Origin of the sequence: Citrifermentans bemidjiense Bem (assembly GCF_000020725.1) — a bacterium.
Classification (GTDB): Bacteria; Desulfobacterota; Desulfuromonadia; order Geobacterales; family Geobacteraceae; genus Geomonas; species Geomonas bemidjiensis.
Window position 1 is genome coordinate 4,422,324 of the sequence record NC_011146.1, and the last position, 12,814, is coordinate 4,435,137.

General features: G+C 60.1%; 14 protein-coding genes. 4 read left to right on the forward strand and 10 right to left on the reverse strand.

All coding sequences use genetic code 11. The annotated features are described in order from the left end of the window. Positions 1-3 precede the first annotated feature (3 nt). The 6 genes from GBEM_RS19385 to GBEM_RS19410 all read right to left on the reverse strand — a co-directional run bounded on the left by GBEM_RS19385 (position 4) and on the right by GBEM_RS19410 (position 5,140). On the reverse strand, positions 4-1,419 hold the full coding sequence (locus GBEM_RS19385; protein WP_041263454.1) for a Ni/Fe hydrogenase subunit alpha: 1,416 nt from the start codon (positions 1,417-1,419) through the stop codon (positions 4-6). After that, positions 1,416-2,363, reverse strand: coding sequence for an NADH-quinone oxidoreductase subunit B family protein (locus GBEM_RS19390; RefSeq protein ID WP_012532313.1), 948 nt, complete (start codon positions 2,361-2,363; stop codon positions 1,416-1,418). The genes GBEM_RS19385 and GBEM_RS19390 overlap by 4 nt, the downstream gene beginning before the upstream one ends. Positions 2,364-2,381: 18 nt before the next feature. After that, on the reverse strand, positions 2,382-2,876 hold the full coding sequence (locus GBEM_RS19395; protein WP_012532314.1) for a hypothetical protein: 495 nt from the start codon (positions 2,874-2,876) through the stop codon (positions 2,382-2,384). A 10-nt stretch (positions 2,877-2,886) separates the two neighbouring features. Then, a complete protein-coding gene (locus GBEM_RS19400; RefSeq protein ID WP_012532315.1) occupies positions 2,887-3,312 on the reverse strand; it encodes a chemotaxis protein CheW in 426 nt (141 codons plus the stop codon). Between the two features lie 404 nt (positions 3,313-3,716). After that, positions 3,717-4,505 (reverse strand): DUF5020 family protein, encoded by a 789-nt coding sequence (locus tag GBEM_RS19405; RefSeq protein WP_012532316.1) that lies wholly within the window; start codon positions 4,503-4,505, stop codon positions 3,717-3,719. Positions 4,506-4,819: 314 nt separating this feature from the next. Then, complete coding sequence (locus tag GBEM_RS19410; RefSeq protein WP_012532317.1) at positions 4,820-5,140, reverse strand: PEP-CTERM sorting domain-containing protein; 321 nt, start codon at positions 5,138-5,140, stop codon at positions 4,820-4,822. A 432-nt stretch (positions 5,141-5,572) separates the two neighbouring features. Between GBEM_RS19410 and GBEM_RS19415 the strand changes: the two genes are divergently transcribed. Then, the gene (locus GBEM_RS19415; protein ID WP_012532318.1) at positions 5,573-6,472 is read left to right on the forward strand and encodes a protoglobin domain-containing protein; all 900 of its coding nucleotides are present in this window, start codon (positions 5,573-5,575) and stop codon (positions 6,470-6,472) included. 106 nt (positions 6,473-6,578) lie between these two features. On the opposite strand, the gene GBEM_RS19420 is transcribed toward GBEM_RS19415, so the two are convergent. The 3 genes from GBEM_RS19420 to GBEM_RS19430 all read right to left on the reverse strand — a co-directional run bounded on the left by GBEM_RS19420 (position 6,579) and on the right by GBEM_RS19430 (position 8,848). Beyond that, positions 6,579-6,944 (reverse strand): DUF3135 domain-containing protein, encoded by a 366-nt coding sequence (locus GBEM_RS19420; protein ID WP_012532319.1) that lies wholly within the window; start codon positions 6,942-6,944, stop codon positions 6,579-6,581. 164 nt (positions 6,945-7,108) lie between these two features. Then, entirely contained in the window at positions 7,109-8,347 is a 1,239-nt protein-coding gene (locus tag GBEM_RS19425) for a multidrug effflux MFS transporter (protein ID WP_012532320.1), read from the reverse strand. A 51-nt stretch (positions 8,348-8,398) separates the two neighbouring features. Then, positions 8,399-8,848, reverse strand: a complete 450-nt coding sequence (locus GBEM_RS19430) for a MarR family winged helix-turn-helix transcriptional regulator (protein WP_012532321.1) — start codon at positions 8,846-8,848, stop codon at positions 8,399-8,401. Positions 8,849-9,148: 300 nt separating this feature from the next. Here GBEM_RS19430 and GBEM_RS19435 point away from each other — a divergent pair, with 300 nt between their 5' ends. Then, on the forward strand, positions 9,149-9,367 hold the full coding sequence (locus GBEM_RS19435) for a hypothetical protein (RefSeq protein WP_012532322.1): 219 nt from the start codon (positions 9,149-9,151) through the stop codon (positions 9,365-9,367). A gap of 120 nt (positions 9,368-9,487) precedes the next feature. Further along, positions 9,488-10,411: a cation diffusion facilitator family transporter gene (locus GBEM_RS19440; RefSeq protein WP_012532323.1), complete on the forward strand. Its 924-nt coding sequence runs from the start codon at positions 9,488-9,490 to the stop codon at positions 10,409-10,411. A gap of 57 nt (positions 10,412-10,468) precedes the next feature. Here GBEM_RS19440 and GBEM_RS19445 read toward each other — a convergent pair whose 3' ends face one another. Continuing rightward, a complete protein-coding gene (locus tag GBEM_RS19445) occupies positions 10,469-11,068 on the reverse strand; it encodes a TetR/AcrR family transcriptional regulator (protein WP_012532324.1) in 600 nt (199 codons plus the stop codon). 171 nt (positions 11,069-11,239) lie between these two features. On the opposite strand from GBEM_RS19445, the gene GBEM_RS19450 reads away from it, so the two are divergent. Then, on the forward strand, positions 11,240-12,802 hold the full coding sequence (locus tag GBEM_RS19450) for an acetyl-CoA hydrolase/transferase C-terminal domain-containing protein (protein ID WP_012532325.1): 1,563 nt from the start codon (positions 11,240-11,242) through the stop codon (positions 12,800-12,802). The last annotated feature ends 12 nt before the right edge of the window (positions 12,803-12,814 follow it).

The window sequence follows — 12,814 nt, forward strand, 5'->3', positions numbered from 1 at the left end:
CTCTTACCTCCAAAGGGTCTTGACCGTCTCCGCGCCCCGCCTGACCGCTACCTCCAGCGGCATCCGCCCTAAAGCATGGGTGGCGCAGGAAAGGCAGGGGTCGTAGCAGCGGATGCTGAACTCGACGGCATTCATGAGCGCCCGGTCGTCGGGGCGGTCGATCACGTGGGACTGGGCGGACTGCTCGATGGAACGGTTGATGAGCGAGTAGTTCTGCTGGGTCGCGACGATCAGGTTCGCCGCCCGCACGATCCCGCGCTCGTCGATCTGGTAGTCGTGGATCAGCGTGCCGCGCGGCGCCTCGACGTGCCCCACCCCCCTTCCCCCCTGGAAGCGGACCGGGACCCGGGTCTCCCCGCGGATCGCCTTGTCGCGCAGGATCTCTCCCGCGCGCTCGATGGCCCAGACGATTTCGATCAGCTTGGCGTAGGTCTGGAAGACGGTGGCGTGGCAGGGCGCCCCCCCCAGGCGGGCGAACTCGGCGTACTCGGCGTCGGCCATTTCGGTCCCGAAACGGCGCGCCGCGTTCATGCGGGCCATGGGCCCCACCCGGTAGTCGTGCAGCTCGCCGTCCAGCTCCACCTGCACCTTCTTCATGTAGGACCAATCCACCACCGACTCGCGCAGGTAACGGTCATACTCCTCGATGCCGAACTCCAGGCGGGTGGCGCCGGTCTCGTCGATGACGCGAAGCTTTCCCGAGATCAGGGAGACCGCTTCATCCTGCACCGTTCCCATGCCGAAGCTGGAGACGATCCACTTTTCCCCCATCTCCGGGTGCTTTTCCAGGGCCCGCATCAGGAGTCCCTTTACGGCCGGAACCACCTGCGGCAGCACCCCGCGCGCCTCGTCCACCCACTCCTTGAGCGCCTTTAGCTTCTCCTTGTCGAGCACGAAGGCGATGCCGCCGGCAACGGAGGTCACCGGGTGGGTCCCCCTCCCCCCCACCATCTCGTTGATCTTCTGGCCGATGCTCCTTAAGCCAAGGGCGAGCTTGGCAAGCTCCGGGTTCGCCTGCACGATGCCGACGATGTTCCGGATCGCCGGGTCCGCGTCGAGCCCCAGCACCAGGTCCGGCCCCTGCAGCACGAAGATGGAAAGCGAGTGCGAATGGATGATGTGCCCGAGATACATCAGCTCCCGCAAAAGGAGCGCGGCGGGGGGGGGCGTGACCCCTGCCGCGTGGTCCAGGGCGTTGCAGGCGGCCAAGTGATGCGCGGTGGGGCAGACCCCGCAGATGCGCGCCGTCACGTGCGGCATCCGGTCCGCCTCCATGCCGATCAGGATCTTCTCGAAGCCGCGCAGCTCGTTCACCACGAGCCCCGCGCTTTCCAGCGCCCCGGCCTCGTCCAGGTTGATGAACACCTTGGCGTGCCCCTCGATCCGGGTCACCGGGTCAATCTTCAAAGTTCGCTTCATCGGCATCCCCCGGCCTCGTAATCCGCCTGCTCGTCCTCGATCCAGCGCTTGATCTGGAAGGTGGGCTTGCAGCCGATCATCGAGGTGGCCATGGTGTAGGAGTAATGGGACTTGGAGGAGCGCTCCAGGGAGCGGACTATCTCGTCCCGGTCGATCTTGGTGAGCCGCGACATCCGGTCGGCGATCTCGGTCCTGATGTCGCGGTTGGGCTCGGTGAGGATCTGCATGGTGGCCCCGGCGCACCCTGTGCAGGGGACGCCGTTGGTCGGACAAGGGGCGAGGCAGCGGTCGATGGTGACCGAGCCCATGCAGGTGTACCCCTGGCTCAGGAAGCAGCGCTCGGGGTCCGGGATCCCGTCGAAGCTCGACCTGATCTCGGTTACTTCGGTCTTCTCCATGTTCCGCTTGCACTTGGCGCAGACCGAACGGCGGTTTACCTCCGGCTCCCTTCCCGCCACAAGCGCCGTGAGCGCCTCGAAGATGAAGACGGGGTGCGGCGGGCAGCCGGGGAGGTAGAAGTCGACGTCGATGACCGTGTCCAAAGGCGACACCACAGATTCCAGCGGCGAGACCTCGCGCTTGGGGGGAGGCGCCGGGATGGTGGTCTTGTTCTCCAGGTAGACCGCCGCCGCTATCTCGTCGGGGGTATGGACGTTTCCCGCCCCGGCAGGTCCCCCGAAGACGGCGCAGGAGCCCCAGGCGATGACGATGTCGCAGGATTTCCGCATCTGCTCTGCTGCATGGCGGTCATGCTCGTTGCGGATGGCGCCCGAGACGAGACCCACCGTTGCGTGCGGATACTCCTTGATGTCGGTCAGGACCGGGCAGCGCTGGATCCGCACCGCCTCCAGCACGTTCAGGATCTTCTCGTGCAGGTCGACGATGGCGACGTGGCACCCGGAACAGTCGCTCAGCCATTCCGTATTGACGGTAACTTCACCCATGAACCCCTCCCGCGCAAACTATGGATTGCGCACCACCAGTTTCTTGTAACAGGCGTTTTCCCCCGCGTGCACGATCTCCAGGGACGACTCGCGCCCCATTATGTTCTGCAGCGCCCCGGCGAAAAAGCCGTACATCATGTTGCAAAGCGACCCCTTCTGCACGTGCCCGAAGCGAAACAGCGACTGGCGGATCATGCAGTCCCTGAAGACCAGCATCACCTCCAGCCCCTCCTCCCCCTGCCGCACCAGCTCTTTTTGGTCGTGGGTCTTGAAAGGCTCGAAGAGCCAGAGGTAGTCGTTTTGCTCCAGGACCCGCCTGGTCGCGGCCAATGCCTCGTCTATCTCCCCGGTCCTCGGGACCCCCTGCGAGAGCTTCCTCCCCAGGTTCACCCCGGCGAGATACGAGATGCTGTTTGCCGATTCGCCGATCGCCTGCTCCGTTCCCGAGGCAATGGCGCCCAAAAACACCATGGCATCCTGCAGGGCGAGCCTCTCTTTGCTGCTTGTCTCCATAGGGCGCTCCTTAAGCGAGATGCTTCAGATTCATGACCACGATGAGCCTTGGTCCCAGCGACAGAATCCCTTCCATCCAGGGCTCGGACCCAAGCTCCAGCGGGGGGAGGATGTCGCGCCGTGCGACCCGGATCACGTCGGTCACCTCGTCGATCACGAAACCGGTGAGTGCCCCCGCGAAATCCATGACCGCGATGCAGTTGTAGTCCCCGGCTGCGGCCTCGGGGAGGCCGAACCTTTTCTTCAAGGAAACTATGGGGACGATACTCCCCCTGAGATCGATCACCCCTTCGACGTGGCTTGGGGCGTTGGCCACCTTGGTGACGTCCGTGATGTCCACGATCTCGCGGACGTCCATGACGTCGACGCCATACTCTTCGCTCCCGAGGAGGAAGGTGACCATCTGGATATCGGCGACTGACGAGGTAGTTTCCAACCTTTCCCCCTGTCTATGATTCGGGAATACGGTGATGCTGCGATTGGCTTTGTGTATCTCAAAGTCAGTGGCAAGAGATGTCTGAGGGAATGATTGCCGGAGGTAAAACAGAAACAGCGTTCCGAATTGAGATAGATGACTTATCGGGAGAGATTTGTCTTACTTAAATTTTATTTTTTAACTCAAGTAAGTAATATGGGGTTTAAAGTACTCAAACAGTGCCAGCCGCATACGGGATAATTCGCAATTCATACTTCGAATTATCCCGCGCTCAAAGAACCGGCGTGCCGGTGATACAGTGAAGCATGGGTTGTAGACTCACAATTAAAAAAGGCCCATAGGCGTTTTGCCTGTGGGCCTTCATCTTTAACAGTATGCTCGGTACGACGAATGGGATCAGCTTGCTACAGCACCCATTTCACCATGACCTGCGGCGCGTACTCGTTGATGCCGCTGAAGCCGTACTTGTTGCGCCAGTAGATGAACTCGGTCCCGACATAAAGGTTGCCGGGGGAGCCCCAGAGCTTGCCGGCGTCGAGCAAAAGACGCGGTTGGGCGTCGATGTTGAAGGCGGAGTTCCCTTCACCCCCCGCGATATCGACGAACCCTTCGCAGACGAAGCTGGCCTTGCCGATATTGAACGGCACCTGCCACACCGGGGTCACCTGGTAGGTCACACCTTGTTTATCCATGCTGTTGCGTACGTAAAGGTTCAGGTCCGCGAAATTGAACTTGGGGAGGTTGAGGCTGAGACCTAGGCCGTAGAGGTAGTTGTGGAATCCCCCTCCGGAGGGGTAGGTTCCGACCTCGAGGGTGCCGGCGAGGAGCACGTCCTTAATAAACGGAGCGGAAAGGTCCAGCCCGGTGATCTTGCCGATGCTGAGCCTCGGGGAGATCTCGCCGTACATTGCGATGTCTTTCTCGGTGGGGTTGGTGATGTCCAGGAAGAGGAAGTTGTCGCCGTACTTCCAGGCATCGGCGTGCTCGATGGTGATGGTCGCCTGGTTGTGGTCCTTTTCTTTGGTCGGGGCGATCCTGAAGTTGTTGCCCCACAGGTACTGGAGGTTCGTCTCCTGCCACAGTGCGGCGCCGGCGCACGCCTTCTGGGGCGCGGCAAACGGCAGCAGCAGGGCGACTGCAAGGGTAAGGGTTTTAATGCTGCGGGACAGGGAATTGCGGCTGGATCTTTTCATTCAGGTGCTCTCTCCTTTGGATTCCATGCTTACGCCTGCGGCAAAAGGCCGCTGAAATTAGCATATTTTCCGTTTGAGTTCACCTTTTTTTGGTCACATTAAACAAAGCATCGAGTTAGGCCGGCTGCCCGGGGGGAGGCAGAAAAACCCGGCCCAGCCAAAGGGAGCGGGAACCGGAAATGAATCTGCCGGGGCTGCTACTTATACCGATGAATGCCTTGAGAGGAAGGGGGCAATGCGTTGCTGCAGGAAGGGAGAAGGAGGTGAGGGAGCTGCGGGGGCAGGGTCTCGCCGTACCCCCTTTGTCGCTGGAGCTACCGCTTCTTGGAACGGCGCCGGTTGATCGTCCTCGCGATGAAGAGCCCGACGAATCCAAGGGAGAGAAGCGCGATGGTGGCCGGTTCCGGCGCCTGGATCCCCGCCGGCTGGAGTTTACTGGCGCCAATGTGAACCGAGGGGGCGTAAGAGTCTGGAGTTCCCCCCGGCTCGGTGAACTCTGTCTTCGTGTCGAGCCCTTGGGATATCTCAGGAGCAGAGGCAAGTTCTTCGAGATCCATTTCCTGATTGACGGTGAGGGGTGTTGCTGACGCGGAGGCCGCGGTAAGAAGAAGGACGGCAACGACGAACCCTTTCATTTCAAAAACCCTCCTGGTGCGTTGGAATTTAGAACCGGAGGGTATGAGCAACTATTATGCCTGAATTAATAATATTTAATTATTGAATACTTGCCAGCTTCCCCGCCGGTTGGCCATCGTCGTGATTCTGTGATTCCGACGGGTGATGACGGAGCTGCTGCGGCAAGAACGGTGGAGAATCAAAAAGTTGGGGGCCGCGGCCGACGGCGAGGCCGAATGTCGGGAATCTTTACAGGCTTTGATTTGCCCTCCAGGAGGAAACCAGCCTTACCGGCACCAGAACAAACGCGCCAAGGCCAAAGGGACAGCGGCTTCAGATGCCTTGTCCATTCGTCACCCGTATACGAAGGTGGTAAAAGCCATGAGCCATGCTAGTATTTACGCCTGCATGTATTGGATTAAATAAGGGAGTCAAGGCAACAGGAGCGTCAAATGCTGACAATGCAGGAAATAAAAAGCCACTATTACTTCACCGATACAGATGAGAAACTTTTAGAAGAGTTGCTTCCCCTTGCCGAGAAGAACTGCGAGGCTATGGTTGAAGAATTCTATGGCTACCTTCTCAAGATACCGGAGACGGCAGCTTTCCTGCGCGACCCCAAAGAACTGCAGAAACTGCGCAAGACCCACGCGCAGTGGTTCCTCTCGCTGTTCTGCGGCCGTTATGACAACGGCTACATGATCACGCTGCAGAGCATCGGACAGGCGCATGTCCGCATCAAGGTGAGCGCGCACTACGTGAACGCCGCCATGAACGTGGTGCGCAGATTCCTCATCGAACTGCTCCAGGCCAACTTCCCGGAGATCGAGGCGCGGCGCAAGTACCGCATCGCGGTGGAAAAGATCCTCGACATAAACCTCGACATCATGAGCACCTCCTACCAGGAGGAGGAGCTACGCAAGGTGTTCGTTTCGCACCGGCTGGAGTCAAAGCTCATCCACGCCGCCGAGCGTTTCACCTATGGCCTCAACCTCGTCCTGGTCGTGGCGCTGATCATCGTTTCCCTGTCGGTAGTGGGGTTGTTCTTCTGGGACTTGGTGCACGTCTTCAGCGGGAGCATGGAGAAGGGGATCCTGTCGGCACTCGGTTCTTTGCTCATCCTATGGATGATGATCGAGCTGATGGACAACGAGATCAAGACGCTCAAGGGGGGGAAGTTCAACATCCTCATCTTCATCGGCGTGATCATAGTGGCGCTGATACGCGAAATCCTGATCTCGACGCTGCGCCACGACGCGCTGGAAACGCAGGCCTTTTTGGCAGGGACCCTGCTCATCCTGGGCATCGTCTACTTCCTGGTCGCCAAGAGCCAGAGCCCCAACGCCCACTAGGGTCGCGCACCGGCCCGGTTATCAATGATCCGCGCTTAAAAAAAAGGAAAGGGCACCCTATCCGGGTGCCCTTTTCTTTTGCGTCTTTTCAGCTGCGGTTTTCGTTTCAGCCCACGTCCTTCAGTTTAGGTTCCTTGCCGCTTCCCGGTTCCGCCTTTTCCCCCGTCACCGCCTGCACCAGCTTCTTGCAAGTGGAGACCAGCTTGGACAGCTGCCCATCCTCGCCGTAGATCTTGCCGTAGAAGATGTTCTCCATGGCGTGCATCCTCGCCACCGGCGTCTTCGCCTTGCGGAGCTGCATATCGATGGTCCATTGCAACTGCTGCAGCTTCAGGCTCTGCTCGGGCGTTCTCGCGGTGCAGGCATTCTTGATGGCCTCTTGGGCGAGCTGATCGAACAGTGCAGGATTTTCCTGGTGCAGCTTGCGCAGTTCTGCCGGAGTGTAAAGGCTCAAAACAGATTTAGTACTCATGGCATCCTCCCTCGTACCCCTGACTCAGTATCGGGTGTCGGGATAACACGTGCAGAAGCATTTATTTTTTCTAACTGTGCCTGAATACCAAAATTAAATCCAGCAATTTTCAAGGGGCGCCGGTCATTAATTCATAACCGGCGACCTTGCCGCGCGGCGCGCTCTCACGCGGCGCTGGTACATACGACATCCGGGGCGCTCCCCGCACCCAGCACCGCCGTCAAACCGAGGGCGCCGCACACCGCCATGACTGCGGTCATAGGGAGGGCGCTCCCGTCGTGGAAAACCCCCACCAGCGCCCCGGCGGAGGCGCCCAGCGTGTACTGGATGGTCCCCAAAAGCGCCGAGGCGCTTCCCGCCGCCTTGTCGAAAGGCGCCATGGCCAGCGCGGTCAGGTTCGGGTACAAGAGCCCGGTCATGCATAGGCAGATGAAGATGAGGACGGCTTGGGCAGGGAACCCGCCGACCCCGGTGGCGCCTGCCCCGGTGAGCAAAAGCGCTGCGGCCGCGCTGACCAGGAATGCCGCGGACGCTATCTGCTGCGGAGAGAAGCGGCGCAAGAGCCTGCGGTTGACTTGCGAGGCCCCGATGAGGCCGCAGGCGTTCACCCCGAACAGGATCCCGAACTGCTGCGGGGAGATGCCGTGCAGCTCGATGAAGATGAAGGGGGCGCCGGAGATGTAGGAGAAGTTCATGCCGGCGACGCACCCGATGGCGACCGCGTACCGGAGGTAATGCCGGTTTTTCAGCAGGTGACCGTATACCTTCACCATGCCTGCAAGGCTGCGGCGCTGGCGCCTCTCCGCCGGCAAGGACTCAGGCAGCCCCACGGCGGCACCCGCCAGCGAGACGACGCCGAAGAAAGCCAGGAACCAGAAAATCCCCCTCCATCCCGTAAGCAAGAGCAGCTGGCCGCCTGCTATCGGCGCCAGGATCGGGGCAACCCCCATGATCAGCATGAGCAGGGAGAACATCCTGGCCGCCTCGGCGGTGTCATAGAGGTCGCGCACCACCGCCCGGGAGATGACCATCCCGGCTCCCCCTCCCAGCGCCATCAGCACCCGCCAGAACAACAGCTCCGCCCCACTGTGCACAGCGGCGCATCCGAGACAGGAGACGACATAGAGGGCGAGCCCAGCCAGGAGCGGAACCCGTCTGCCATAGCGGTCGGCGAGCGGCCCGTAAAAGAGCTGCCCCGCGGCGGACCCGAAAAGGAAAGCAGATACCGAGAGCTGCACCGTGCTGAGTGGTTCCCCGAGATCCTTCGCCATCTGCGGGAAGGCGGGGAGATACATGTCGATGGACATGGCGCTGAAAGCGGTAAGCGCAGCCAGGATCAGTACGAACCCGGCCAGTTGGCGTTTTGTCATGTCGCAGGGGTGAAGGGAAGCGCTACGCTTCATATTGTCAAGCTCCCTTAGTTGCAGTAGGCAACTAATGTCAGAAAAAAAAGATTACTTGTTCAGGTTAGCGCAGGCACGACGCAGGACGTCGCGGCATAGGTCGAGGTCGCTCTCGCTGATGCCCTGCTGGGCCTCTTCAAGGATCCCGCGAGCCAGGTCGGTGGCCTGATCCATCAGAAGCTTACCCTGCTCGGTCAGGTAGAGCAGCCGCTCCCTGCCGTCCCCCGGGCTCGGCAAACGCACGATCAGCCCCCGCGCTTCCAGCCCCGCTGCCAGGCGTGCCATCGTGGTCTTGTCCTTGGCCGTCTTCTCGGCAATAGCTCCCTGCGGGAGCCCGTTATGTTCCCACAACTGCACCAGGAGTGAATACTGCTCCGCGGTGATGGGCAGATCGTGCTGCGCCAGCACCAGGTTGAAGCGCCGCAACACCACCCGCGACAGGCGGGAGGCAAGGTGCCCCAGTGATTTGTCCAGCCGGTATTGTGACCTAGAATTCTTCATATAGTTGCAATCTACAACTTGTTGAGCCGCCGGTCAATGAAAATCCGGCGTCGGGGGACTTGTCGGTTAACTGCAGACCCGGTAACCGCCGCTCTCCCTCCGAATGAACACTCGCGCTCGAGTTGCTGCAGGTTTCCAGTCGAGACATCGGCCTTTGCGCAGGCCCTCCATTAAAAAAACCTATTGCGCAAAAGGCGACCTCCGTTTATATTCCCGCATCGCTTACGTGAAAAAGTCTCCATCGTACGCGTTGCGAGATTTGCACTGACGGCGGTCAATTCAACACAGGAGTGAAAGTAAATGTCCGATTGCGAACTTCTTTCCGGTTGCATCTTCTTCAACGACCGGATGGCAAACATGCCTTCTACCAGCAACGTGTTCAAAATGATGTATTGCAACGGCAACTTCGAGGGATGTGCGCGCTACACGGTCCGAAAGGAAGCGGGCAAGGAAAACGTGCCGGAAGACCTCTTCCCCAACCAGATCGATAAGGCGAGGGAGATCCTCGACAAGCGTTGACATTTATTTACATTTACGGCAGATGTATTGAAAACCAGGCAAAGGCCACGGTAGTCCCGGGGCCTTTTTTCGTGCCGAATCCGCCGGGTCCACGCGACCCCGGCGGCAGGAAGGGTAAAGATGGTTTCTAAAGAACATGACGCTATGAAACGGAGAGCGGCGCGCTTCTCGGTGCTCTCCAACTCGTTGCTGGTGGTGGCGAAGCTGGTGGTCGGCCTCGTTTCCGGCTCCGTCTCGGTGCTTTCCGAGGCGATACATTCGGGGATAGACCTCATCGCCGCCGTAATCGCCTGGTATTCGGTGAGGGAGTCGGGCAAGCCGGCCGACGAAGATCATCATTACGGCCACGGCAAAATCGAGAACGTAGCCGGCACCATCGAGGCCCTGCTCATCTTCGGCGCCGCCTTCTACATCATCTACGAAGCGGTCCACAAGCTGAAGACGGGCGTCGTCGCTATCGAGAACCTGGGGCTTGGCGCCGCGGTAATGGCGGTCTCCGCCATAGCCAACTACCTGGTCTCCAGGCACCTTTTGAACGTGGCCGCCGCCACCGACTCGGTTGCGCTTGAAGCCGACGCGATGCACCTGCGCACCGACGTCTACACCTCGGCCGGTGTCCTCGCGGGATTGATCCTCATCAAGCTGACCGGGATCGCTCTGCTCGACCCGATCGTCGCCATCCTGGTCGCCCTGATGATAATCAAGGCCGCCTGGGACCTCACGAAGAGCGCCTTCTTCCACATCCTGGACGTGAAACTGCCGGAGGACGAGGAAGCAATCATCCACGACGTGCTCCAGAACCACCGCGAGCACATCATCGAGTACCACAAGCTGCGCACTCGCAAGTCGGGCCACATCCGGCACATCGACATGCACCTGGTCGTCCCAAAACAGATGACCGTCGAAAGCGGCCACGCGCTAAGCCACGAGATCTCCGAGGACATCGAGAGAAATCTCCCGTACAGCCACGTCCTGGTCCATATAGAACCTTGCCCCGGGGGCTGCGAGCGTTGCACCGTCGAGTGCCCGAAAGTCAGCAAATGACGATCAGCTCCTGAGGGAGGCGACCCGACCGCAGGCAGCGCCTCGCCATCGGTCGGGTCATCCGCTTGAGGCGCCGATTCCCCGCGTGAAGATGTCCAGGTACTGCTGCACCAGCATTTCGTCCTTTTCGGGGGAATGGCTGATCAGGTTCCTGGTCGCCAGGCTGCTCAGGAAGAAGTAATTCACCATCCCCGCCAGCGCCAGTGCCGCGTTGGTGGGATCGACATCCTCCCGGAACTTCTTCTGCCGGATCCCCTCCTCGATCGCCCCCGCCATGGTCACGATGACCTCGTCGATTACCGGCATCACCAAGGGCTCGAAAAACGCCGTCGGGTTGGTCAACTCGCTCGTGTAAAAGCGGAGCAGGTACGGGTTGTTTCTGTGGCGCCCGAAGGTCCAGAGCAGATAGCTCTTTACCATCTCCACCGGGTCCGTCACGCGCTGCCTGATCTCATGGATTTCCTTGAAACAGGCGAACTGCTGCTGCAACACCGCCTGATAGAGCCCTTCCTTGCTGCCGAAATGGTAGGAGATCATTGAGATGCTGGTCCCCGCCGCGAGCGAGAGCTCCCGGATGCTTACCCCCTTTAGCCCCCTCTCCGAGAACAGCTGCGTTCCCACCTCCATAAGCTTCTTGTGACATTCCGTTTTTTCCATGATGACTCCGGCAGACTGGGTATTGGCGCGTAGACAGTAGCAAAATCGCAGGGGAAATACCAATTTTATTGCAATCAAAACAGCGTGCTGTTATGTTGTATTCGAACGAACGTTCGATTCCTATTACCATGGAAGCTATGCCACAATAGCTCGTCAGGAGGGTTCCGGAAGATGTCCGAATTGCACAGCAGAATCAGGAAATCCAGCCTTCGCGGCAGGATCAAGACCGTCGATGAAGTGATCCCGATGTTCAAGAACGGGATGAACGTAGGGTGGTCCGGGTTTACCCCCGCCGGTTACCCGAAGATGGTCCCCATCGCCCTGGCGGACCATGTGGAAAAGAACCAGTTGCAGGGAAAGCTGAAGTTCAACCTGTACATCGGCGCATCGGTCGGGGTCGAGACCGAGGACCGCTGGGCGTCGCTCGACATGATCGACCGCCGCTGGCCCTATCAGACCGGTAAGAACATCCAAGCCGGCATCAACGAAGGGCGCATCCGGATGGGTGACAAGCACCTCTCCATGTTCGCCCAGGACCTTGGCTACGGCTTCTACACCAAGCACAACGACGGCCGCCTCGACATCGCCATCATCGAGTGCTCGGCGATAACCGAGAACGGCGAGCTGGTCCTCACCGCCTCCTGCGGCGCAGTCCCCGAGATCGTGCAGATCGCTGACAAGATCATCATCGAGATCAACACCTCGATCCCGAGCTTCGAAGGGTTGCACGACATCGTCGAGCCGATCGCTCCGCCCAACCGCCTCCCCTACCTGATCTGCCGCGTCGACGACCGTGCCGGTTCCCCGTACGTCCGCGTCGATAACGACAAGATCGTCGCCATCGTCGAGTCCAACCGTCCCGACAACGGCCGCGCCTTCAGCGAGCAGGACGACACCTCCGAAGCCATCGCCAACAACATCATCGACTTCTTCTCCCACGAGGTGAAGGTGGGAAGGCTGCCGAAAAACCTGCTGCCGCTGCAGTCCGGCGTGGGCTCCATCGCCAACGCGGTCATCGGCGGGCTGGCCAACGGCCCGTTCACCGGCCTCAAGGTCTGGACCGAGGTGCTGCAGGACACCATGCTCGACTTCTTCGACTCCGGCAAGCTCGACTTCGCCTCTACGGTCTCGCTTTCATTCTCGGTCGACGGCTTCAAGCGCTTCTACGACAACTGGGACAAGTACAGCGACAAGGTGATGATGCGTCCGCTCTCCATCGCCAACCACCCCGAGCCGATCCGCCGCCTCGGCTGCATCGCGATGAACACCCCGGTGGAGTTCGACATCTACGCCCACGCGAACTCCACGCTGGTAGGCGGTACCCGGATGATCAACGGCATCGGCGGCTCCGGCGACTTCCTCAGGAACGCGTACCTCTCCATCATGCACACCCCGTCGGCGCGCCCGACCAAGACCGATCCGACCGGCATCACCTGCGTCGTTCCGCACGTGCCGCACGTCGACCATACCGAGCACGACCTTGACGTGCTGGTCACCGAGCAGGGTCTTGCCGACCTGCGCGGCCTCGACCCGAAAAGCCGCGCCAAGCTCATCATCGAGAAGTGCGCGCACCCCGATTACAAGCCGCTTTTGCAGGACTACTTCGAGCGCGCGGCAAAGGACTGCCTGGCACGCAAAGCAGGGCACGAGCCGCAGCTTCTGGACCGCGTCTTCAAGATGCAGGTGAACCTGGCCCAGAAAGGGACCATGAAGATCGACAGCTGGGACATCTAGTTTCCAGGCATC

Coding starts and splice junctions, on each gene's coding strand:
- GBEM_RS19385 (WP_041263454.1), bottom strand. CDS start 1,419: ATGAAGCGAACTTTGAAGATTGACCCGGTGACCCGGATCGAGGGGCAC.
- GBEM_RS19390 (WP_012532313.1), bottom strand. CDS start 2,363: ATGGGTGAAGTTACCGTCAATACGGAATGGCTGAGCGACTGTTCCGGG.
- GBEM_RS19395 (WP_012532314.1), bottom strand. CDS start 2,876: ATGGAGACAAGCAGCAAAGAGAGGCTCGCCCTGCAGGATGCCATGGTG.
- GBEM_RS19405 (WP_012532316.1), bottom strand. CDS start 4,505: ATGAAAAGATCCAGCCGCAATTCCCTGTCCCGCAGCATTAAAACCCTT.
- GBEM_RS19410 (WP_012532317.1), bottom strand. CDS start 5,140: ATGAAAGGGTTCGTCGTTGCCGTCCTTCTTCTTACCGCGGCCTCCGCG.
- GBEM_RS19415 (WP_012532318.1), top strand. CDS start 5,573: ATGCTGACAATGCAGGAAATAAAAAGCCACTATTACTTCACCGATACA.
- GBEM_RS19420 (WP_012532319.1), bottom strand. CDS start 6,944: ATGAGTACTAAATCTGTTTTGAGCCTTTACACTCCGGCAGAACTGCGC.
- GBEM_RS19425 (WP_012532320.1), bottom strand. CDS start 8,347: ATGAAGCGTAGCGCTTCCCTTCACCCCTGCGACATGACAAAACGCCAA.
- GBEM_RS19430 (WP_012532321.1), bottom strand. CDS start 8,848: ATGAAGAATTCTAGGTCACAATACCGGCTGGACAAATCACTGGGGCAC.
- GBEM_RS19435 (WP_012532322.1), top strand. CDS start 9,149: ATGTCCGATTGCGAACTTCTTTCCGGTTGCATCTTCTTCAACGACCGG.
- GBEM_RS19440 (WP_012532323.1), top strand. CDS start 9,488: ATGGTTTCTAAAGAACATGACGCTATGAAACGGAGAGCGGCGCGCTTC.
- GBEM_RS19445 (WP_012532324.1), bottom strand. CDS start 11,068: ATGGAAAAAACGGAATGTCACAAGAAGCTTATGGAGGTGGGAACGCAG.
- GBEM_RS19450 (WP_012532325.1), top strand. CDS start 11,240: ATGTCCGAATTGCACAGCAGAATCAGGAAATCCAGCCTTCGCGGCAGG.